We start from the raw sequence: 20,611 nt of genomic DNA, 5'->3' as shown, positions 1-20,611 counted from the left end.
AGATTACCTCCGATTAAAAGCCTGCATAGATGGGGTCAACAGGGATGTAGCCGATACCGTAGGCACCGAAGATGACCAGGAAGCAGATGGCCGCATAATACACGGCAATGCGCACCGGCCAGGACTTGGACACCAGGGTCTCACCCAACTTGACGCCCCGCTCCTGCATGATGCCCACAACCAGCAGAAATACCAGGAAGAGCGCCACCAGAACGGTGTCGGGGCCGTCAATGCCGTAGGCAAAGAGGTTGCCCTTGAGGATGGGAGAGAAGGACCAGTCGGTCACTATGCGCCAGGCCATTTTCAGGCCGTTCTTCAGGCCCTCCGCCCGGAAGAACAGCTCACCGATGCACACCAGCACACAGGTTCTAAGGGTCTGCATGAGCCGGTAAGCGATGTGGTTGCGGTCAATGTGGAGCCGCTCGGTGACGGTGAGGACCAGAGGTTGCACCAGATTTCCAGCAAAGATCAGGGCGAAATGGTACAGGCCGAAGAAGATGTAGTTCCAGGCCGAACCGTGCCATAGGCCGTTACACAGCCAGACACACAACAGCGCCACGCTGCTGGTGAGGATGGGGCCATAACGGGGGCCGAAGCGCTTTCTGGCCTTGGAGGTGAGCTTCTTCATGGGCTTGGACATGCTCACCGGGTAGAAGATGTAGTCCTTGAACCAGGTGCCCAGGGTGATGTGCCACCGCTGCCAGAACTCCGAGATGGTGCGGGAGAAGAAGGGACGCTGGAAGTTTTCCGGCAGGGCGACCCCGAAGAGCTGGGCGCTGCCCAGAGCCACGTCGATGGTGCCGGAGAAGTCCATGTACAGCTGAATGGTGTAGCAGATGGCGGCCACGGCGATGATGGAGCCGTTGTACTGGTCGTAGTCGGAAAAGACGTTGAGAATGAAGATGTTCAGTCGGTCCGCCACCACCATCTTCTTGATGATGCCCCACAGGATGCGCTGACCACCCAGCAAGAAGTTGTTCCAGCACATGGGGGGCGCCTCCCACAGCCGCTGGGCGGTCTGCTCATAGCGACAAATGGGGCCCTCCATCATCTGAGGGAAGAAGCCCAGGAACAGAGCCAGGCGGAAGAGGTTGTGGTCGGCCTGAATCTTGCCCCGGTACACGTCAATCAGGTAGGACACCGCCTGGAGGGTGTAGAAGGAGATGCCGATGGGGAGCAAGAAGGAGGGCACCGGAAGAATGGCGGGCATGTGGAGGAAGCGCAGCAGGGCGTTTCCGTTGCTGAGGAAGAAGTGGCTGTACTTGAGGGTGAGGAGCAGGCCGATGTGAATGACCACCGCCAGCAGGATGATGCCCCGCTGTTGCCGCTGAATGCCAGCACGGATGGCTTTCCGTTGGTCCGACTCCGCCAGTGCCAGCCTTTCCTTCCCGTTGCGTGCGGTCAGTTCCAGCCACAGCCCCAGGTGGTGAATGGACAGAGTGGAAAAGAGTAAGTAGACAATCAGCGACCCGCTCACCGCCCAGAAGAACGCATAGCTGGCCAGCAGCAGGATCACGCGGCGCGCCCGTTGCGGTGTGATGGCATAGAGCCCCACCGTAGCAGGGAGCAGGACGGCCAGGTACTGGGGGGAGAAGTAGGAGGCCATGTTATCCCTCCTCTTGGAGACGTTGAATCATAGCCCAGAGGTTTTGGGCGGAGTTGAAGTTGTGGGGAATGACTTCCACGGTGGGAACGGTGATATCAAAGGCGTCCTCCAGCTCGGCCACGATAGAGATAATGTCCAGAGAGTTCAGGTGGTGCCCATCAATGAGGTCCTGGCAGTTAGCAAAGTCCAGGTCGGGGCGAATTTCCTCCAAGATTTCCAGCAGTTGTTCCATGATGATTACCTCATTTCTGTAGATTTGATGTATTGAGATGGTAGGTTTCAAAGTGGGAGCGCAGCTCGTCCACCTGTCCGTCTGGGTGGCGGTACAGGACAGCGGGCAGGTCCCGGCTGAGGAATAGGGAAATACCCTCGGTCATGCAGTAGGCCCCCGTGCGCTCAAAGGCCAGCACATCTCCCGCGTGGAGAGAGGGGAGGGGCAGCTGCTTGACCAGAATGTCATTGATGGTGCATAGAGAGCCACAGATGTTCCACGGCTCCACATTTCCCGGGGAATGGTGGGTGTAGTGGCGGATGGGGGGCAGCTTCATGGCCATGGACTGGCCGTAGTACACCAGTTGGTGCATGCCGCCGTCTACAATGGCATAGTTCTGCTTGTGGTTGCACTTGGCATCCACCACCCGGGTGAAGTAGGTGCCACAGTGGGCGGCCAGGCTCCGGCCCAGCTCCAGGGTGATGGTGCCGGAGAAGGTCATATTTTGCAGCAGCTGGGCAAATTGCTCCAGGTACTCGTCTTCCGGGAAGTCATCCTCGGCGTAATAGCTCACCGGGAAGCCGGGGCCAAACTCCAACTCTTCCATGGGGTGACCCAGCAGCTGCTCCAGAGTCTGCAAAAACTCGTCCACCGTGGACAGTTCCCGGGTCAGACGCTTCACCGAGGTCTTCTGGGTGCCGGAGAAGTACTGGATACCCTTAAAGTGGAGCAGCGGATCATTCTGGTGCTGGGTGAGAATCTCGATGATCTCGTCCTTTTCCAGACCAAATTGATTTCCACTGGTCAGCCGCAGCAGCAGGGACACCGGGGAGCCGCTGTCCTGGGCGGTGCAGTGGATGAGATCAAACTGCTCCATGGACTCCACCGTAAAGATGGCCGGAGAGTTGGGCAGGATTTCCTGGATGAACTCTGGGGTCTTGTACACCCCAGATACCACAAACTGGGACAGGGGCAGGCCCTGTTGGGCACAGATGCGGTACTCACCGGGGGAGCACAGCTCCAGCCGCTCCACCAGAGGAGAGAGGTACCCGGCCAGGAAGGGATTTGCCTTGATGGCGTAGCACAGACCTACTCCGGAAGGCAGTTTGGAACGCAGGTAGGAAACCCGCTGTTGCAGCGTTTCCCCGTCAAACAGGTACAGGGGGGTGGCATATTGCGTGAGCAGGGATTGCACAGCGATATCATCCACGGCTACCAGCTCCTTTCATCAGTAATGTGCGGTCAATTTTGCCGTTCTTGTTCAGGGGGAACTGGTCCACCTGACGGAACACATTGGGAATCATATACGGGGGAAGGGTGGGGAGCAGCTGCAAGCGCAGTTCCTTGGAGGTGAGCTCTCCTTGATAGAAGGCATACAGCCGATGTTTTTCGCTGTGGAACACGCAGCAGCACCGATGCACACCGGGGAGATTGGACACAGCCCGCTCAATTTCCTCCAACTCAATACGGTGGCCCATGTGCTTGATCTGGAAGTCCTTGCGACCACAGAAGTGCAGCTCTCCCAGGGTGGAGTATCGGGCCAAGTCTCCGGTGCGATAGATGCGCTCGGGATAGCATGGGTTGAGGGGATTGTTGGGAAAGGCAGCGGCCGTCTGGTCCGGGTTTCGGTAGTAGCCCAAGGCCAGGGCCGAGCCTCGCACACACACCTCGCCCACTACGTTGGGAGAAGTGACCAGCTGGTCGTCTCCGTCCAGCAGGAACACATCCTCGTTGGGAAACGCTTGTCCCATGGGAATGCCGTCGGGATAGGACCGTTCCCGGTCGATGATGTGGTAAGTACAGTTGCAGGTGATCTCAGTGGGGCCGTACAGATTGACAAATTGGGCGCGGGGCAAGTGCTCCATCCAGATCTTTAGGTGCTTGGCGGGCATCACCTCGCCGCTGAACAGCACCTTGTTCACCGTCTCTGGTGTGCGATAGTCCAGACCGTGGACGGTGGTGATCAAGCACAGAGCCGATACCGCCCAGATCAAGGTGGTGGCCCGGTGTTCACACAGGAAATCCAGCAACTGCTGGGGCTGGGAGAACAAGGGGCGGGGTACCAACACCAGGGTGGCGCCGGTGGCCAGGGCGGAGTAGATGTCCTTCACCGATACGTCAAAGTCAAAGGGAGCCTGGTTTGCAATGACGTCCTTCTGCGTAATGGAGAAGATGGGGCAGAAGTGGTCAATGAAATCCAGGGTGGAGCGATGGCCCACCACCACAGCCTTGGGCACCCCGGTAGAGCCGGAGGTGAAGTTGGCGTAGAGGGGGGCGGTGTCCACGTGGCGCTGCCGGATTTGGGCCAGCAGGGCACGGTCCACAGCGCTTTTCACCAGGTCCTGATAGAGCAGGATGCGGTGAGGCGGAAATACCTCTTCCAGAGCTGCCCGGTGCTCCTCGTCGGTGATGACAAAGGGCGCCTGCAACACCGCCTGCATCTGCTGGAGCCGGGAAGTGGGAAGCTGGGTATTAAAGGATACGTAAAAACCGCCGGCATACACAATGCCCCAGAAGGCGCAGAGGTTTTTCACGCTCTTTTCCATATAGACAGCCACAGGCTGTCCTTTGGCCAGGGAGAGGGCCAGGGAGGAACCCACCCGTCGGCTGTCCTCCAGCGCTTGGGCGAAGGTAATCGACTGCCGCTCGTCCACCAGAGCCGGTTTTTCAGGGAACAGCTGTGCGCTGCGTTCCAGGTATTCCAAAATATTCGTCATAGCGTATCTGTCTCCTATGAGGTGTCAGGGGGAACAGTCCCCTACATGTGTCATAGTATGGGGGATAAATTTTAACACTGCCATGTGTCTTTTCTTAAGAATTCTTAAGGATGTGGAAACAAATTGTAGTAATTACACCCGCTGGTTGCAGGCCTTACAGGGATGTGGTATAATGTGTGGAAAACAGCGAAGGGCTGAAATTTGGCCCATTTATGCCCAATACGGGCGGCTGATTGGGAAAAATAGCAAAGGTTGTGAAGCATATGCAACAGCAAACGGAAAAGAAAGTCATGCTCTCCGGTATTAAGCCCAGCGGGGATTTGACCCTGGGCTCCTATTTGGGCGCCATTAAGAATTGGGCAGCCAGAGCTGAAGAATATGATTGTTACTACTTCATGGCAGACCTGCACTCCATCACCGTGCGTCAGAACCCCGCTGATCTGCGTCGGCGCACTCTGGAGCAGCTGGCCCAGTATATCGCCTGTGGTCTGGACCCGGAGAAGAACACCCTGTTCATCCAGTCCCACGTCCACCAGCATGCCGAGCTGGGCTGGGTGCTCAACTGCTATGCCATGTTTGGCGAGCTGTCCCGCATGACCCAGTTTAAGGATAAGTCTGCCAAGAATGCGGACAATATCAACGGTGGCCTCTTCACCTATCCCTCTCTCATGGCTGCGGACATTCTCCTCTATCAGCCCGACTACGTGCCCGTGGGAGAGGACCAGAAGCAGCACGTGGAGCTGACCCGCAACATCGTCCAGCGCTTCAATGGCATTTATGGAGACGTGTTCAAGATGCCCGAGCCCTATATTCCCAAGGTGGGCGCCCGCATCATGTCCCTGACCAACCCCGACTCCAAAATGTCCAAGTCGGAGAATGAGGACACCGGACGGGTGTGCCTGATGGATGACCCCACCGTCATTATGAAGCAGTTTAAGCGTGCCATCACCGACAGCGACCGGGAGAACTGTGTGCGCTATGATCCCGAGCACAAGCCCGGTGTGGCCAACCTGATGACCATTTACTCCTCCGTGACGGGCAAGACCTTCCAGGAGATCGAGCAGGAGTTTGACGGCCAGGGCTACGGCGTCTTTAAACCCGCCGTGGGTGAGGCCGTGGTGGAGTGCCTGCGTCCCATCCGAGAGGAGGCCTCCCGCATCATGAAGGACAAGGCGTATCTGGAGAGCGTCTACCGTGACGGCGCAGAAAAAGCCTCCCGCGTGGCCCAGAAGACCCTGCGGAAGGTGTATAAAAAGGTGGGCTTTGTGGCCCCCTAAAGGGTTATGTTTTTTCTTCGTCGCCCCCCAGACCCAACAGCAGCATGAGTCCTAAGGTGATGACCAGTTCCAGGTTATCCCCCTCTAAAAAGAGAAACAGCAGAATGAGCACCAGGAGAATGTCGCCCGTGTCGATGTTTTCCAGGGAGAAATGCTTTCCAAGCCCGTCTAATAGCTGTGTCAGGCCCCCGGACACCTCCCGAAAGATGGCGTTGTTGGCCGGGGGCGTTGGCTGGCTGTGGGGCCGCTCCCGGCGGGGCGGCTCCTGGGCAGGCTGATCGTCCAACACCATCCAATCGTCATCGTGTAAGTAGTGGCTATACATGGTCATCCTCCTTTGCCCGGAATAGCTCCAGTCCGCTGCGGATGAGCACCGAGAGTTTGGCGATTTGGATGGCTTTGTCCAGCTTGGCGTACCGCTCCGGTTTCACAAAGGGCCGCAGGGCCTGGAGCAGAGCGGTGCGCCGATCGTCCTGTCTACCCATTTGAGAGAAGAGTTTGGCGGCTGTGGACAAGATTTTAGGGTCCAGCTGCCCCACACTCCCCAAGAACCCGGACAAGTCAGAGGGGGCAGAGGGCGGGGAAGGGGCCGGAGCGGAAGCGGATGGAGAGGCGGAATTCTCGCCCCCTTCCAGAGATTTGGCCAGAGACATGATCTGTTCCATGGCCTGGGGATTGGACAAAATCCCCTCCAGTTTTTCTTCCCACTCCGCCATTGGCTTCCCCTCCTGTTTATGGCTATTGGTTGAGATGTTGTTTCATCTTCTCCATGAGTTTGGCCCCTTCCGGGTCCCGCATCAGCTTGCGAATGGCAGAGACCAGGGAAGCGGAATCCCCCTGAGCGGCATGGTTGGCCGCCTGTTCCAGGTCGCCGCTGGTGCTCTTTTGCAGCATGGAGAATAGCTGTTGCGTCTCCGGGGCGTTACGCAGCTCTTCCAGCTTTTTTTGGTCGGACAGCAGCTGTGCGGCCTGCGGATTGTGGAGCAGACCATTCAAGTTTGCCATGGCAATTCCTCCTCTACGGCAGGAGAGCCCTTCTGGCTCGCCTGCTCTATTATATGAGTAAACAAAGAAAAGGTGACTACCATGAAAATACTTGTATTCTCCGACTCCCACGGCGCCATGGGTAAGATGGTGGAGGCCATGGAGCACGAACGGCCCCACCATGTCTTCTTTCTGGGCGACCACTACCGGGACGGCATCGAGCTGTCCCAGCTGTACCCGGATATTCCCATGGACATTGTCCGGGGCAACTGCGACTGGGGCAAGGGTCCAGACCTGCGGGTGGTGGAGCTGGAAGGAGTGCGGTTCCTCCTCACTCACGGACACCTGCAATACGTAAAAAGCGGGCTGGATGAGTTGCTCCAGGAGGCAAAAAACCGTCAGGTGCAGGTGGCCTGCTTTGGACACACCCACCTGGCCAAGGTGGTATACCGGGATGGGATTTACCTGATGAATCCCGGCTCTGTGGGCGGCTGCCACGCTCGCGAAGGGTACGGCGTCATCGAAGCCCTGGGTGGTTCCGTGAATTTGTTGTTAAAATAAGATACCCATAAAAAATCCCCGACTTGGAGAAGTCGGGGATTTTTACGGACTTATCCGTGATAGGTCTGTCGGTTGTCATGGTGTTCCATGGGACGGAACAGCAGGGTGATGCACCACACAGCGGCCAGACCCACCAGCGCATAGATGGTGCGGGCCAGCCAGTTGCCGGATCCACCACAGATCAGGGCCACCAAGTCAAAGTTGAACAAACCGATGGCGCCCCAGTTCAGACCACCGATAATGGCCAGGGACAAGGCTAATTTGTCTAAAAACACGTGAAAAACCTCCTTTTCTCTGCCACTGGTAGTATGGGCAGGGGAAAGGAGGTTTATTCATCAAACATCGTTGAGCTGTTGAGGGCCAAAGCCGTGGGGCATCAGTTGCTCCAAGGTTACTTCCTGATAGCTTTGGTCTCCTCGGGCCACTAAAATACGTAAATTTGGTTTGAATTCATACAACATTTGACGACAGGCGCCGCAGGGCCAGCAGTAATCTTCTCCCCGGGAGATCACAGCCAGGGTCTCCCAGTCGTGGGTGTGTCCCTCGCTCACCGCCTTAACTAGCGCCGTGCGTTCGGCACATAGGCACTGTCCATAGGCCGCGTTTTCCACGTTGCAGCCAGTAAATACCGTCCCGTCCGAGCACAGCAGCGCCGCCCCAACCGGGAAGTGAGAGTAGGGGGCATAGGCCCGGTCCAGCATGACGTGGGCCAGAGCGACCAGTTCACGGTCTGTCATAGTTGTACCACCTTTCATTAGTGGGGATGTACGTGGATGTGCAGATGGCTGGAGATGAGGAGCAGACCCAGGGCAAAGCCAATGATGGTGGCCAGAATGGCCCACTTGGACCGCCACTGCTGATAGGCCTCGGGGAGTAGTTCAAAGAACACTACATACAGCATGGCGCCGCCTGCAATGCTCATGGCTACGGACAGGGCCAGGGGGGTCTGGTTGCCGATGAAGTAGCCCAGCAGAGCGCCCAGCACCGTGGGAGCGCCGCTGAGAGCGGCCACACCGATGGCAGACCAGGGCTTGGTGCCATCGTGGAGGAGGGGGACCGCAATGCTCATGCCCTCGGGGATATTGTGAAAGGCGATGGTGACAGCGGTGAGCAGGCTGGCATAGCAGATACCCTGTACCGCCACGGTGGTGCCCACCGCCATACCCACCGGCATGTTGTGCAGGGCCACGGCGGCAGCCAGCACAAACCCGGCGGTCTTCAGGTCATGGTGGCCACAGGCACAGTGGTGGGGGTGGTGGTGATCTTCGTGGTGCATGCTCTTGTCAATCCAGGCGTTGAGGGCGAAGGTAATGAGAAAGCCCAGCACCAGGCATACAGGGGGGAGGTAGAGCTGGTCCACCTGCTCCATGGCCTCGGGAATCATGTCGAAGCAGACAATACACAGCATCAGCCCGGCAGTGAAACTCAAGAGCAGGCTGGTGCCCTTGGGGGACTCCCGCTTGAGCAGCAGAGCCAGCAGGCCACCCAGGGCCAGGCCGCCCACACCGGTGACCGCAGAGAGAAGAATGAGATAGATGAGTTGGGAATGCATGGTGAAACTCCTTTGCAGTTTGGTTGCGCTAACTCCAATGGTATCACTGGACGGGGACTTCGTCAAGGGGGCGTTGACAGTTGCTGTGAAGTTGCTGGCAGATCTCCCGGTATTCCTGGGCAAAACAGCTGTTTTTGCTCCAGATGAAGGTGAACTCGTGGTGCATCTGAAAGTCGGAGATGGGAATCACCTTCACTTTCCCCTCTTTTAATAGGTCTTGCACAGCGGCCTGGTAGACAAAGGCGATGCCGCAGTCCTGGAGCAGCAGCCCCACAATGCTGTGCATGTTCTCCACCTGGGCATAGTGGGAGAAGTCTGACACACTCAGGTTGAAGGCCGAGAGGTATTTCTCCAGAATTTCACGGGTGCCCGACCCCTTCTCTCGGATGAGCAGTCGCTCCCCCAGCAAATCCCGCAGGGAGGACACCGGCTTTTGAAAGACGTGGCCTTTGGCACATACCGGAAGATATGGCTCCACCCGGTCTACCAAAATGTCGAAGTCGTCCAGGGAGACATAGCCCTCCACCAGGGCGAAGTCGATCTCCCCGGCGTGGAGCAGGTCCACCAGCATTTGGGTGTTGCCATACCGCACCTGGACATTCACGTCTGGGTGCTGTTTGAGATACTGGGACAGAGCGGGGAGGATGGCGTACTCTCCGATGGTACGGGTGGCGCCGAACACCAGAGTTTTCCCCTGGGACCCCGCCTCTTGCATCCGCCGGACCAGGGCTTTCTCGTCGTTGCGCAGGGAACCCATGGTGCGCAGCAGCACCTTACCGGCCGGAGTAAGGGCAATTCGTTTCCCATCCCGGAGAAAGAGCGGACAGCCATAGGTCTTCTCCAGAAAACGAATGTGTTGGGAGACGGCGGGCTGGGTGATGTGCAGTTCCTCCGAGGCGGCGGTGAAGCTCATATGCCGACATACACTTAAAAAGGTTTCAATGCGAAAGTCCAGCATGGGGAGACCCTCCTCGTCAATCATCCCCTATATCATAACGGAAATTTATCTATATATCAATATAAATAATTTTATTTTTTGGAAGAGCCGTATTATAATGCACTTGAACAACAAGAGAGACCAAAATCAGAGAAAGGTGGAATAACGTTGCAGTTCGTGAAAAAGAATGGATATGGAATTTTGCTGTGCCTGGCCATAGCGGTTCCATCTTGGTTTGCAGGGAAAGCATTCCCGATTATTGGTGGGGCGGTCATCGCCATTTTGGCCGGCATGGTAATCACCTTAGTTTGGAAGTGGCGGGAGCCAGTGGACAGCGGCATCAAGTTCGTCTCTAAGAAAGTGCTGCAGTGGGCGGTGGTGCTTCTGGGATTTGGAATGGACCTGAACGTGGTCATTCAGACCGGACGCCAATCGCTGCCCATCATCGTGTGTACCATTACGGTGTCCCTGGTGGTGGCGGTTCTCCTCAGCCGATGGATGAACATCCCCGGCAAAGTGGCCACCTTGGTGGGTGTGGGGTCTTCCATTTGCGGCGGCTCCGCCATCGCTGCCACCGCTCCTGTCATTGACGCCGACGAAAACGAAGTGGCCCAGGCCATCTCCGTGATTTTCTTCTTCAATGTCTTGGCCGCCTTGCTTTTCCCTGCGCTGGGCCAGCTGGTGGGCTTTGATACCACGTCCGGCGAGGCCTTCGGTATCTTTGCCGGGACGGCGGTGAATGATACCTCTTCGGTCACGGCCACCGCTGCCACCTGGGACAGCATGTGGAATCTGGGTACCCAGACTCTGGACAAGGCGGTGACTGTGAAGCTGACCCGAACCCTGGCCATCATTCCCATCACTTTGGTGCTGGCACTGATGCGCACCCGGAAGGAGCGGGGCAACGGCGAGGCCAAAATTCAGATGTCTAAAATCTTTCCCTTCTTCATTCTGTTTTTCATCGCCGCATCGGTGATTACCACCGTGTCCGTGAGCAATGGGATTCCCGCTGCGGTGTTTGATCCCCTGAAGGAGCTGAGTAAGTTCATGATCGTGTTGGCCATGGCTGCCATCGGTTTGAACACCAACATCATCCAATTGGTCAAAAGTGGCGGTAAGCCCATTGCCATGGGGGCCTGCTGCTGGGTGGCCATTACCGTTGTGAGTTTGGTCCTGCAATTTGCCTTGGGCCTGATGTAAATAGAGAGGAGTATGCGATATGTATGATATCATTGTGGTGGGCGCTGGCCCCGCTGGGATTAGTGCTGGTATTTACGGTGTCAGCCGTGGCAAGAAGGTTTTGGTTCTGGAGAAAGGCGAGGTAGGCGGCCTCATCGGGAAGGTCTCTACGGTCACTCACTATGCAGGCATTGTCCCTGGAGAGACGGGAGACTCCTTTGCCGCCCGGATGCGGGAACAGGCGGAGAGCGCTGGAGTGGAAATCCGCCAGGAGACGGTGGAGCAGGTCCAGATGCAAGGAGACGTGAAGACGGTGGTCACAGACCAGGGACAGCATACCTGCAAGAAGCTCATCCTGGCCAATGGTACCACTGGGCGCAAGCTGGGGATTCCCGGAGAAATGGAGTTGGCAGGAAAGGGAATGGGCATGAACGCTGCCAAGCACGGGGCCAACTACGCAGGAAAGCATGTGTACGTGGTCGGTGGTGCTGACGGCGCTGTGAAAGAAGCCCTGTACCTGGCCAGCCTGGCAGAGAAGGTGACCATCATCCACTTCGAGCCCCAACTGGGCTGCATTGCGGAGTTCCGAGACAAGGTGAAGAAGACCCGCAACATCCAGTTGATGCTCAACACACGCCTGCACGCCGTCCGCGGGGAGAACCAAGTGGAGCAGCTGGACCTTCGCAGTGAGGTGGACGGCTCCATCACCACCGTGGACGATCCCGGGTGCGGCATCTTTGTCTATGCCGGGACGGTACCCAATACCCAGCTGTATACGGAGCTGGAGCTGCAAGACGGCTACATCCCTGTCAACGACTGGATGGAGACCAGCATTCCCGGTGTCTACGCCGCGGGAGATATTCGCGTCAAGCAGGTGCGTCAGGTGGCCACGGCGGTGGCAGATGGAGCTACTGCCGCAGTTCATGCCTGCATAGGTTGAGCAAAAGTCAACGAGGAGCAAGCATACGCTTGCTCCTCGCAGCCTGTCGAAAAAGGCCACCAAAAGGTGACCTTTTTCGACAGGCAGAGGGAGCCGCCCATGCGGCTCCCTCTGCTGTTTTCTTAGGCGTCCACCTCGTCCAGCTTGGAGGCAGCAGTTTCCTCTGCCTCCTTGGCAGCGCGAGCTTCATTCAAGTCTTTGGCAGAGGCAAGAATGTCAGCAGCATTCTCCTGTACCGTGGTTACGGTCTCCATTACAGAATCCTTCATGCGCAGTCCTACGGCAGTGGCATGAACGTAGGCTTTTTTTGCGTCCTTGCTGGACAGCAGTTTGATCCCGAAGGATCCAAACAAGGCTCCGCCTGCAAAGCAGGCCAATTTGCTATAAATACTCATGGTAACCCATCCTTTCCCTTACTTTCTCTTGTAGCCTGTCACCATGACCATGATCATACAGATGACGGCCCCCCAGGCCCAAAATCGATGCTGCTTCATTGGCGTCACTCCTTTTGTTCCAGGCTTCTTTGGAATATCTCATCATTATAGCAGCAAAGTAGGACACTTGTCGTTGTCAAATCGGACGCGAGATTGCGGTTTCTGACATTTTTCTCAGTCGGCTTGGGGTCATACCGTAGAATCGTTTGAATGTTGCATTGAATTGACTGATTCCGGTGTAGCCTACAGCTTGTGCGATTTGGTGGATAGGGAGTTTGGGTGTGCAAATCAGTTTATTGGCCTGTTTCATGCGCTGTTCTACCAACCAGCTATGGACGGAAACCCCATACGCACGGTGAAACCATTCCTTCAAAAATGTGGGGGAAACAGAGCATTGTTTGCAGATGTGGGGGATGGTGAGTTTCTCCCCCAAATGGGCCTGCATATACGATGTGGCCTCCAAAATGCTCTGGGGGACATAGCGATGGACATTGGTACCTGGTGTATGAGAAACTGGTACTTTGGAGCAGAGCAAATATAACAATTCCACAGCCTTAAATACGCAATACCGATCCTGAGCTTCTTTCGACAGGTTCAGAAGATCCTGAAATAGTGCTTGGGACCAGGAGGTTCCGGATATGACCATATGACCCCTGCTTGAAATCATCTTTTCTCTGACGATTTTAGTGTCGAGTTCCATTCCCATTGTGGTACAGATAGAGGAAAAACTGTCCTTTGCCAGCTTTGCATCTACCGCCACCAGTACACCACACAGGTCTGGGCTACACTGGCAGGAGAGAAGCCATGAGGGGTCTGAGAGAAGAAGAATATCTGACGTTTCCACGGTATAGGGCTCTGCCTAATCAGGATGAAGGAAAAGCCGACCACCGAAACAAAAGAAGGCTTCAAAATGCAGAGGCTTCCCACCACCGGAATGGGCAGTTGTCCATTTCTGCTGGACCTTGTCAGGGGAAAGTGACAGATCTGGACTCCAGGCATACTGACACTCCATGAAATTTGGTGAATCCGTTGACTTTGTAGATATTCTCGCAACATGTTCTCATCCCGCCTCATGATAAAACAGACCTTTTCCGAGAGGAAACGCCAGTGGTTAGCGCACACTAACTGGATGATACATCATAATACGACAAGATGCAAGAATTTTCTGAATACAGGGAACAGAGGAGATGGAATCATATTTGTCATAGCGAGTTTTGCTTCCAGCCAAGGAGAAGCGCCGAGTTGATAATGACCAGGACGGAACCCGCATTATGTACCAGCGCTCCCACAACCGGCCTTAATACATCGGTGGTGGCAAGGACGGTGGCCAAAAAATTTAATCCCATGGAGAAGGTAAGATTTCGCTATGCAAATGGTCTTATGATTGACATGGATAGAGTCGTGTGGTAGAATTCAATGCAGTTAGCAATAGCTAACTGCAAGCGTTCTATGTTCTGATCATTCTCGGAACACAAATAATACAAACTACAATGAAGGAGTGTTTTTATGCTGGAACACAAGAATACCAACGTCATGAATACTAAGGTTTCCGTCGAGAAAGTTGATTTACTGCATTTTGATCCCTTCAACCCCAATGGCCATTGTTGCTGCGGCGGGCACGGTGGGCACCACTGTTGCGGAAAACATCATCAAAATCATGACAACAGACCGGATGAAATATCTGATTTATGCCGAATGGATGCTATTACTGATTCATGATTTTTACGCTCGACTTTTCTTGATGGGTCGTTTTTTGATGATACATGAGTCATATAAGCGCAAGTAAAAGTGAAAATGGGAGCGTACTCATCAGAGCTGTCCGATGGGGACGCTCCCGTTTTACCTTCGAACAGTTAGAGCACTTTTGGAGCGGCAGGTAAGCAGCCTGTTGCTGACGCTCGGCGCACTGGAGGTGTCCATGCATATCCAGATTGTCCAGGTAAACTTTGCGAACAAATACCATGACCAGATTGGAGGATCGTATGTCAATGGAACTATGGCAAGGCCTGCTGATTCCTTTTGTTGGGACAACGCTGGGTGCGGCCTGTGTCTTTTTTATGCGAAACAATTTGAGCGAGCTGGTACAGCGTGCGCTTACCGGCTTTGCGGCAGGAGTGATGGTGGCCGCTTCCATCTGGAGTCTGCTGTTACCTGCGATGGAGCAGGCAGCAGATATGGGCCGATGGTCCTTTGTACCTGCCGTTGCGGGTTTCTGGCTTGGTGTTCTATTTCTGCTGGGGCTGGATCGGCTGATTCCTCATCTGCACCGCGGCAGTTCGGAGGCAGAAGGGCTCAAAAGCAGTCTTGGAAGGACAACCATGCTCACTTTGGCCGTGGCACTGCACAATATCCCAGAAGGAATGGCAGTAGGCGCGGTCTACGCCGGGTGGCTTTATGGAGACAGTGGGATCACGCTGGCGGGGGCGTTAGCTCTTTCTTTGGGAATCGCCATTCAGAACTTCCCGGAAGGCGCTATCATATCCATGCCTTTGAAGGCGGAAGGGTTCTCAAAATTCCGCTCCTTCCTGTATGGGGCGTTGTCCGGTGCGGTGGAGCCGTTAGGCGCCATCCTGACCATCCTTCTGGCTGGAATTTTAGTCCCGGTACTGCCCTACGCCCTGAGCTTTGCCGCAGGAGCGATGATCTATGTGGTGGTGGAGGAATTGATCCCGGAAATGTCAGTGGGAAAGCACTCTAATGTGGGAACCATTCTGTTTGCAGTTGGATTTACACTCATGATGACACTGGATGTGGCGCTGGGCTGAGGCTGGTTGCTTGGAAGGAGGATAACGAATGTCTCATTTAGGCGTTGTGGAAGATACGCTGTTTGTCCCTATGCTGGGTAGGCTCTATGCCAGCGAACATTGCCCGCAAATCTTATATGATAAAAAGGCGCTGGAGTTGAAGGAGAAGCTGCCGGCTGGTCTGCGGAAGCCGGGTGACCAGAACCAGTACACCTTGCTGGCCTCCGCCGTTCGGTCAGCCAATATGGATCGGTTCATCCGGTCATTTCTGGGACGCAGGCGGGACGGGGTCATCGTCCAGCTTGGATGCGGTCTGGAAACCACATATCATCGCTGCGACAACGGCTGCACTCGCTGGTATGCTGTGGATTTGCCTCATGTGGTGGAGTATCGGCGGGAGTTGCTGCCGGAGCCGGAGCGGGAAACCTATGTTGCTGCCGATGCCTTTGATGACGACTGGATCAGGCGGATCCGTGCCAATGTGCCGGATGCTCCCATCTTGGTCACCGCTGGTGGGCTGTTCCACTATTTTGAGGAAGCCAAGGTTATGGGGCTGCTTCGAATGCTGCAGCAATTCGGAGAGATAGAACTTGTCTTTGATGCTGTGAGCAAAAGCGGCATGGCCATGATGCGGAAAAAGTACATGAGGCAGGTAGGCCACGGCGATGCCCGGATGTTTTTCTATGTGGATGAAGCCTCGGAACTGACCGGGAAAATCGGCGGCGGGGTCGAGATTCTTGCCCAGGAAGCTTATTATCGCCATATCCCCAGAGATGGTTTGCGATTCTCCACAAAGGTCAGTATGGCAGTTTCTGATCGATGGTGCATGGTGAAGATGATACATCTGAAGTTATAAAACGACCATTTTGCCTATATTTTATCGCAGAACTTTCTGGTAGCGTATAGGTGAGCAGTATACTATGTTTTGGTGGACACGGAGTGGTAGAAGTTTATACAAAAGGATAGAAACTACGTTCGGTATGATATAAAGGGATTGCTGTGTTAATTTTATACAGCAATCCCTTTTGCAATATTTCTTCCACTGCCTCTTGACAAAAAATGCTCACCGCTTTATTATAACAGTGTTATATGTCACTGTTATATGAGGTTGTATATGGAAGAAAAATCGACTGCCACGCTGGAGAGAATCCAGCAGGCCGCTATGGAGGAATTTACAGAGAAGGGCTTTCAGGGTGCCTCTCTGCGGCAGATTGTGAAGCAGGCTGGTGTCACCACCGGCGCATTTTACGGCTATTTCTCCAGCAAAGAGGCGCTCTTTGCATCCATCGTGGAGCCCCACGCCGCTGCGCTGATGGGCCGGTTCATGGAAGCCCAGACCTCCTTTGCCGAGCTGCCGGAGCAGGAACAGCCGGAACACATGGGACTGGAGTCCAGCCAATGCGTCCATTGGATGGTGGACTACATCTGCGACCACCGAGAGCCGGTGAAGCTGCTGCTGTGCAAGGCCGAGGGCACCAGCTATGAGCATTTCGTCCATAATATGGTGGAGGTCGAAGTGGAATACACCCTCCAATACCTGGAGGTACTCCACCGTCTGGGGCATGAATGCCCCCAGCTGGATGCACAGCTATGCCACATCATTGCCAGCGGAATGTTTAACGGCATTTTCGAGATCGTCGTCCACGACATGCCCAAGGAGCAGGCCATGCGGTATGTGGACCAGCTGCGGGATTTCTACACTGCCGGGTGGTTGCAGCTGATCGGCCAGTAACATACCGCCAATCTTTTTCGTAAGATCGGGGCTTTGCCCCTTTCTTTTTACACAAAAGGTTAGCGATAGCTAACCATAAAAGGAGGAATATTTGTGAAGGAAAAGAAGCAAAACGCTCTGACCGTTCTGCTGGGATATGCGGGCAGCCACAGGCGGCTTACCTTCCTGGGGCTGGGACTGTCAGCAATATCCATGGTGTGCAGTATGATTCCCTATCTCTGTATCTGGCTGGCGGCCCGAGATTTGATTGCCGTGGCGCCGGATTGGACGCAGGCCCAGAGCGTGACGCGCTATGGCTGGATCGCCTTTGCTTTCGCGGTGGGCGGCATCCTCATCTACTTCCTGGGTCTGATGTGCACCCATCTGGCGGCGTTCCGCACGGCGTCCAACATCCGCAAACAGGGCATGGCACATGTGATGCAGGCTCCGTTGGGCTATTTTGATGCCAATGCTTCCGGTTTGATCCGCAGCCGCCTGGACGCAGCGGCCGCCGATACAGAAACCCTGCTGGCTCACAATCTGGCGGACATCGTGGGCACAATCACCCTGTTTCTTGCCATGCTGGTGCTGATGTTCGTGTTTGATTGGCGTATGGGTGCGGCATGCCTGCTGTCAGCGGTGATCTCCATCCTTGCCATGTTCAGTATGATGGGCGGCAAAAACGCCGAGCTTATGGCGGAATACCAGGCGGCTCAGGACCGCATGACCAAATCCGGCACCGAGTATGTGCGCGGCATCCCGGTGGTCAAAATTTTTCAGCAGACCGTCTACTCCTTCAAGGCCTTTCAGCAGGCCATTGAGGAGTACAGCGCTAAGGCGGAGTACTATCAAGGTGATGTGTGCCGCGTTCCGCAGTCCATCAATCTGACCTTCACCGAGGGCGCCTTTCTGTTTCTGGTTCCGGTGGTGCTGTTCCTGGCTCCCGGCGCACTGGCTTCGGGTGATTTTGCGGGACTTGTCACAAACTTCGCCTTCTACGCCGTATTCTCTGCCATCATTTCCACGGCACTGGCCAAGATTATGTTTGCGGCTTCCGGTATGATGCTGGCCAACACCGCTCTGGGGCGTATCCAGCCGGTCATGGACGCACCGATGCTGCCGGTGCCGAATCATCCCCAGACTCCCAGGGACAACCGGGTGGTATTCCGGGATGTGAGCTTTACCTACGACGGCGCGCAGTCTCCCGCCCTGTCCCAGGTCTCCTTCACCGCCGAGCCCGGAGAGACCGTGGCGCTAGTGGGGCCTTCAGGCGGGGGCAAGACCACCGCCGCCAGTCTAATTCCCCGGTTTTGGGACGTGGACACCGGTGCCGTGGAAGTGGGCGGCGTGGATGTACGCCAGATCGATCCCCATGTGCTGATGGATCAGGTCGCTTTTGTGTTTCAAAACAACCGCCTGTTCAAGGCCAGCATTCTGGAAAATGTTCGGGCGGCCCGTCCCAATGCCAGCCGGGAGCAGGTGCTGGCCGCCCTGGAGGCCGCCCAGTGCGGCGACATTCTGGAAAAGCTGCCTCAAGGGCTGGATACTGTGATCGGAACCGAGGGGACCTATCTTTCCGGCGGCGAGGCGCAGCGCATTGCGCTGGCACGGGCCATTTTGAAGGATGCCTCTATTGTGGTGCTGGATGAAGCCACCGCTTTCGCGGATCCGGAAAATGAAGCCTTGATCCAGAAAGCCTTCGCTCGGCTGACAAAGGACCGCACCGTCATTATGATCGCCCACCGACTCTCCACCGTGGTGGGCGCGGATAAGATCCTGGTGCTGGAGGGTGGCCGGGTGACAGAGCAGGGCGCCCACGGGGAGCTGATTGCGGCAGGCGGATTGTACACCCGGATGTGGGCCGACTACAATCGGGCGATCCAATGGAAAATGGAAAGCGGCAAGGAGGGAAAATAAATGTTCGGAGCAAAATTTCAACGGAAATATGCCCTGACGGATCAGGGCGTACAGAATACCAAAAAGGGCACCTTTTGGACGGTGGTCGTCAATCTGGTGGTCATGGGCGGGGTCAGCATCCTGTACCTTGTGATGTCCGGCCTGATGGCATCTCTGACCGACAGTGCCTCCTTGACCGCCTCTCTGCCTGTACTGGCCGGTCTTGTGGTGTTTGCGCTTCTCTCTTTTCTCACCCATTTCCAGCAGTATAAGGCCACTTACGGTCTTGTGTACGGCGAAGTCAAAGCCACCCGGCTGGGTTTGGCGGAACGGCTGCGCAAGCTGCCCCTCGGCTTTTTCGGTAAGCGGGATCTGGCCGACCTGACGGAGACCCTGATGGGTGATGTCAACCGCATGGAACATGTCTGGAGCCATGTGCTGGGCTACCTGTACGGCTCCTACATTTCCACCGCCGTGATTGCGGTCTGCCTGCTCTGGTATGACTGGCGGCTGACCATTGCCTGTCTTTGGGGAGTTCCGGTCGCGTTTGGCCTGCTGTTTGGAAGCCGGAAGCTCACCGAGCGCCGGGCTGAGCAGACCAAGCACGCCGCCGTGCGGGTTTCAGATGGGATGCAGGAGGCGCTGGAACATGTGCGGGAGATCCGTGCCACCAATCAGGAGGAGCGTTATCTTGCGGGGCTGTACCGGAAGATCGACGACCATGAACGGATCATGATCCGCGGCGAGCTGGTTACCGGCCTGTTCGTCAACGGAGCCAGCGTCATCATGCGGCTGGGCGTGGCGACCACGATCCTTACGGGCGCGGGGCTGATCCTGTCCGGACAGATCGACTTCATGCTGCTGTTCCTGTTCCTCATGGTCATTACCCGTATCTATGCCCCCTTTGACCAGAGCCTTGCTCTGATCGCCGAGCTATTTGTCTCCCAGGTGTCGGCAGACCGGATGAACGCTCTGTTCGACACGCCTATCGCAGAGGGGGCGGAAGTTTTTCAGCCCAAGGGACACGACATCGTCTTTGACCATGTGGAGTTTGCCTATGACCAAAAGGGCGTCCTGCACGATGTCAGTTTTACCGCCAAAGAAGGCGAGATCACTGCACTGGTCGGTCCTTCTGGCTCCGGTAAAAGTACCTGCGCCCGGCTTGCGGCGCGTCTGTGGGATGTCACCGGGGGCGCCATCAAAGTGGGCGGGGTGGATATTGCCACGGTGGACCCAGAGGTGCTGCTGACCGATTATTCCATGGTTTTTCAGGATGTGGTGCTGTTTGACGACACGGTGATGGAAAACATCCGCCTGGGCAGGCGCGGCGCCTCTGACGCGGAGGTGATGGCCGCAGCCAAAGCCGCCAATTGCGAGGAGTTTGTCAGCAAACTGCCCCAGAGCTACCAAACGCCCATCGGAGAAAACGGCGCAAAGCTATCCGGCGGCGAGCGACAGCGCATCTCCATCGCCCGTGCGCTGCTCAAAGACGCGCCCATCGTATTGCTGGACGAAGCCACCGCCTCTCTGGACGTGGAAAATGAGACCAAGGTACAGGGGGCGCTCTCGAAGCTTCTCACCGGAAAGACGGTACTGGTCATCGCCCACCGGATGCGTACTGTGGCCGGGGCAGACCATATTGTTGTTCTGAAAGACGGTTGTGTGGACCAACAGGGAACCCCGCAAGAGCTGATGGAAGAAGGTGGCCTGTTCCGACACATGGTGGAGCTTCAGAACGAAAGTGCTCTGTGGCAGTTGAATCGGGCAGGCTCATAATTCTTTGTGCAATCAGGAAATGAGAGAAGCCCACAGTTCGAAAGGAGCTGTGGGTCTCTCTCTCTTGCAGCAATTCTGTTGTCCGG

Annotated in this window: 23 protein-coding genes; 10 read left to right on the top strand and 13 right to left on the bottom strand. The window is 55.9% G+C overall.

Annotation, left to right across the window (positions count from 1 at the left end):
* Positions 1 to 13: 13 nt before the first annotated feature.
* The 4 genes from B5F98_RS08325 to B5F98_RS08310 are packed head-to-tail and all read right to left on the bottom strand — an operon-like array spanning position 14 to position 4,534.
* On the bottom strand, positions 14 to 1,606 hold the full coding sequence (locus tag B5F98_RS08325) for an MBOAT family O-acyltransferase (RefSeq protein WP_087371368.1): 1,593 nt from the start codon (positions 1,604 to 1,606) through the stop codon (positions 14 to 16).
* A gap of 1 nt (position 1,607) precedes the next feature.
* Entirely contained in the window at positions 1,608 to 1,838 is a 231-nt protein-coding gene (locus B5F98_RS08320) for a phosphopantetheine-binding protein (RefSeq protein ID WP_087231748.1), read from the bottom strand.
* Between the two features lie 10 nt (positions 1,839 to 1,848).
* Entirely contained in the window at positions 1,849 to 3,027 is a 1,179-nt protein-coding gene (locus tag B5F98_RS08315; RefSeq protein ID WP_242961632.1) for an alanine racemase, read from the bottom strand.
* On the bottom strand, positions 3,020 to 4,534 hold the full coding sequence (locus B5F98_RS08310) for an amino acid adenylation domain-containing protein (protein ID WP_087371365.1): 1,515 nt from the start codon (positions 4,532 to 4,534) through the stop codon (positions 3,020 to 3,022). Before B5F98_RS08310 ends, B5F98_RS08315 begins: the two co-directional genes overlap by 8 nt.
* Before the next feature lie 263 nt (positions 4,535 to 4,797).
* Between B5F98_RS08310 and trpS the strand changes: the two genes are divergently transcribed.
* Positions 4,798 to 5,811 (top strand): tryptophan--tRNA ligase, encoded by a 1,014-nt coding sequence (gene trpS / locus B5F98_RS08305; RefSeq protein WP_087371362.1) that lies wholly within the window; start codon positions 4,798 to 4,800, stop codon positions 5,809 to 5,811.
* 4 nt (positions 5,812 to 5,815) lie between these two features.
* Here the strand turns inward: trpS and B5F98_RS08300 are convergent, their stop codons facing one another.
* Genes B5F98_RS08300 through B5F98_RS08290 form a run of 3 tightly spaced genes read right to left on the bottom strand, consistent with a single transcriptional unit; the run spans position 5,816 to position 6,816 of the window.
* The gene (locus B5F98_RS08300; RefSeq protein ID WP_087371359.1) at positions 5,816 to 6,136 is read right to left on the bottom strand and encodes a hypothetical protein; all 321 of its coding nucleotides are present in this window, start codon (positions 6,134 to 6,136) and stop codon (positions 5,816 to 5,818) included.
* On the bottom strand, positions 6,129 to 6,527 hold the full coding sequence (locus B5F98_RS08295; RefSeq protein WP_087231734.1) for a hypothetical protein: 399 nt from the start codon (positions 6,525 to 6,527) through the stop codon (positions 6,129 to 6,131). The genes B5F98_RS08300 and B5F98_RS08295 overlap by 8 nt, the downstream gene beginning before the upstream one ends.
* Before the next feature lie 22 nt (positions 6,528 to 6,549).
* A complete protein-coding gene (locus B5F98_RS08290) occupies positions 6,550 to 6,816 on the bottom strand; it encodes a hypothetical protein (RefSeq protein ID WP_087371356.1) in 267 nt (88 codons plus the stop codon).
* An 81-nt stretch (positions 6,817 to 6,897) separates the two neighbouring features.
* Between B5F98_RS08290 and B5F98_RS08285 the strand changes: the two genes are divergently transcribed.
* On the top strand, positions 6,898 to 7,356 hold the full coding sequence (locus tag B5F98_RS08285) for a YfcE family phosphodiesterase (protein WP_087371353.1): 459 nt from the start codon (positions 6,898 to 6,900) through the stop codon (positions 7,354 to 7,356).
* A gap of 50 nt (positions 7,357 to 7,406) precedes the next feature.
* On the opposite strand, the gene B5F98_RS08280 is transcribed toward B5F98_RS08285, so the two are convergent.
* The 4 genes from B5F98_RS08280 to B5F98_RS08265 are packed head-to-tail and all read right to left on the bottom strand — an operon-like array spanning position 7,407 to position 9,866.
* Entirely contained in the window at positions 7,407 to 7,631 is a 225-nt protein-coding gene (locus tag B5F98_RS08280; protein ID WP_087231725.1) for a DUF378 domain-containing protein, read from the bottom strand.
* Between the two features lie 60 nt (positions 7,632 to 7,691).
* Entirely contained in the window at positions 7,692 to 8,093 is a 402-nt protein-coding gene (gene cdd, locus B5F98_RS08275; RefSeq protein WP_087371349.1) for a cytidine deaminase, read from the bottom strand.
* A gap of 17 nt (positions 8,094 to 8,110) precedes the next feature.
* Positions 8,111 to 8,908 carry a ZIP family metal transporter gene (locus tag B5F98_RS08270; RefSeq protein ID WP_087371346.1) on the bottom strand — a complete coding sequence of 266 codons (798 nt, stop codon included), beginning with the start codon at positions 8,906 to 8,908 and terminating at the stop codon, positions 8,111 to 8,113.
* Between the two features lie 43 nt (positions 8,909 to 8,951).
* Positions 8,952 to 9,866: a LysR family transcriptional regulator gene (locus tag B5F98_RS08265; RefSeq protein ID WP_087371344.1), complete on the bottom strand. Its 915-nt coding sequence runs from the start codon at positions 9,864 to 9,866 to the stop codon at positions 8,952 to 8,954.
* 78 nt (positions 9,867 to 9,944) lie between these two features.
* Here B5F98_RS08265 and B5F98_RS08260 point away from each other — a divergent pair, with 78 nt between their 5' ends.
* Positions 9,945 to 11,045 (top strand): YeiH family protein, encoded by a 1,101-nt coding sequence (locus B5F98_RS08260; protein ID WP_143482134.1) that lies wholly within the window; start codon positions 9,945 to 9,947, stop codon positions 11,043 to 11,045.
* 19 nt (positions 11,046 to 11,064) lie between these two features.
* On the top strand, positions 11,065 to 11,964 hold the full coding sequence (locus B5F98_RS08255) for an FAD-dependent oxidoreductase (protein ID WP_087371337.1): 900 nt from the start codon (positions 11,065 to 11,067) through the stop codon (positions 11,962 to 11,964).
* Positions 11,965 to 12,086: 122 nt separating this feature from the next.
* Here the strand turns inward: B5F98_RS08255 and B5F98_RS08250 are convergent, their stop codons facing one another.
* On the bottom strand, positions 12,087 to 12,359 hold the full coding sequence (locus B5F98_RS08250; protein ID WP_087231707.1) for a DUF6110 family protein: 273 nt from the start codon (positions 12,357 to 12,359) through the stop codon (positions 12,087 to 12,089).
* Positions 12,360 to 12,534: 175 nt separating this feature from the next.
* Positions 12,535 to 13,104, bottom strand: coding sequence for an AraC family transcriptional regulator (locus tag B5F98_RS08245; RefSeq protein ID WP_087371333.1), 570 nt, complete (start codon positions 13,102 to 13,104; stop codon positions 12,535 to 12,537).
* An 888-nt stretch (positions 13,105 to 13,992) separates the two neighbouring features.
* On the opposite strand from B5F98_RS08245, the gene B5F98_RS12995 reads away from it, so the two are divergent.
* The 6 genes from B5F98_RS12995 (at position 13,993) to B5F98_RS08210 (ending at position 20,525) form a co-directional block, all read left to right on the top strand.
* Positions 13,993 to 14,184 carry a hypothetical protein gene (locus tag B5F98_RS12995; protein WP_087371330.1) on the top strand — a complete coding sequence of 64 codons (192 nt, stop codon included), beginning with the start codon at positions 13,993 to 13,995 and terminating at the stop codon, positions 14,182 to 14,184.
* A 196-nt stretch (positions 14,185 to 14,380) separates the two neighbouring features.
* Positions 14,381 to 15,163: a ZIP family metal transporter gene (locus tag B5F98_RS08230; RefSeq protein ID WP_087371327.1), complete on the top strand. Its 783-nt coding sequence runs from the start codon at positions 14,381 to 14,383 to the stop codon at positions 15,161 to 15,163.
* Positions 15,164 to 15,191: 28 nt separating this feature from the next.
* Positions 15,192 to 15,998: a class I SAM-dependent methyltransferase gene (locus tag B5F98_RS08225; protein WP_087371325.1), complete on the top strand. Its 807-nt coding sequence runs from the start codon at positions 15,192 to 15,194 to the stop codon at positions 15,996 to 15,998.
* 258 nt (positions 15,999 to 16,256) lie between these two features.
* Entirely contained in the window at positions 16,257 to 16,874 is a 618-nt protein-coding gene (locus B5F98_RS08220) for a TetR/AcrR family transcriptional regulator (RefSeq protein WP_087231692.1), read from the top strand.
* A gap of 93 nt (positions 16,875 to 16,967) precedes the next feature.
* Positions 16,968 to 18,770: an ABC transporter ATP-binding protein gene (locus B5F98_RS08215; protein ID WP_087371323.1), complete on the top strand. Its 1,803-nt coding sequence runs from the start codon at positions 16,968 to 16,970 to the stop codon at positions 18,768 to 18,770.
* Positions 18,771 to 20,525, top strand: coding sequence for an ABC transporter ATP-binding protein (locus B5F98_RS08210; protein WP_087371321.1), 1,755 nt, complete (start codon positions 18,771 to 18,773; stop codon positions 20,523 to 20,525).
* The last annotated feature ends 86 nt before the right edge of the window (positions 20,526 to 20,611 follow it).

Source organism: Pseudoflavonifractor sp. An44 (genome assembly GCF_002161675.1).
Lineage (GTDB): Bacteria > Bacillota > Clostridia > Oscillospirales > Oscillospiraceae > Enterenecus > Enterenecus faecium.
The sequence above is the reverse complement of the archived record's forward strand: the minus strand, read 5'-3'. Positions and strand labels throughout refer to the sequence as shown.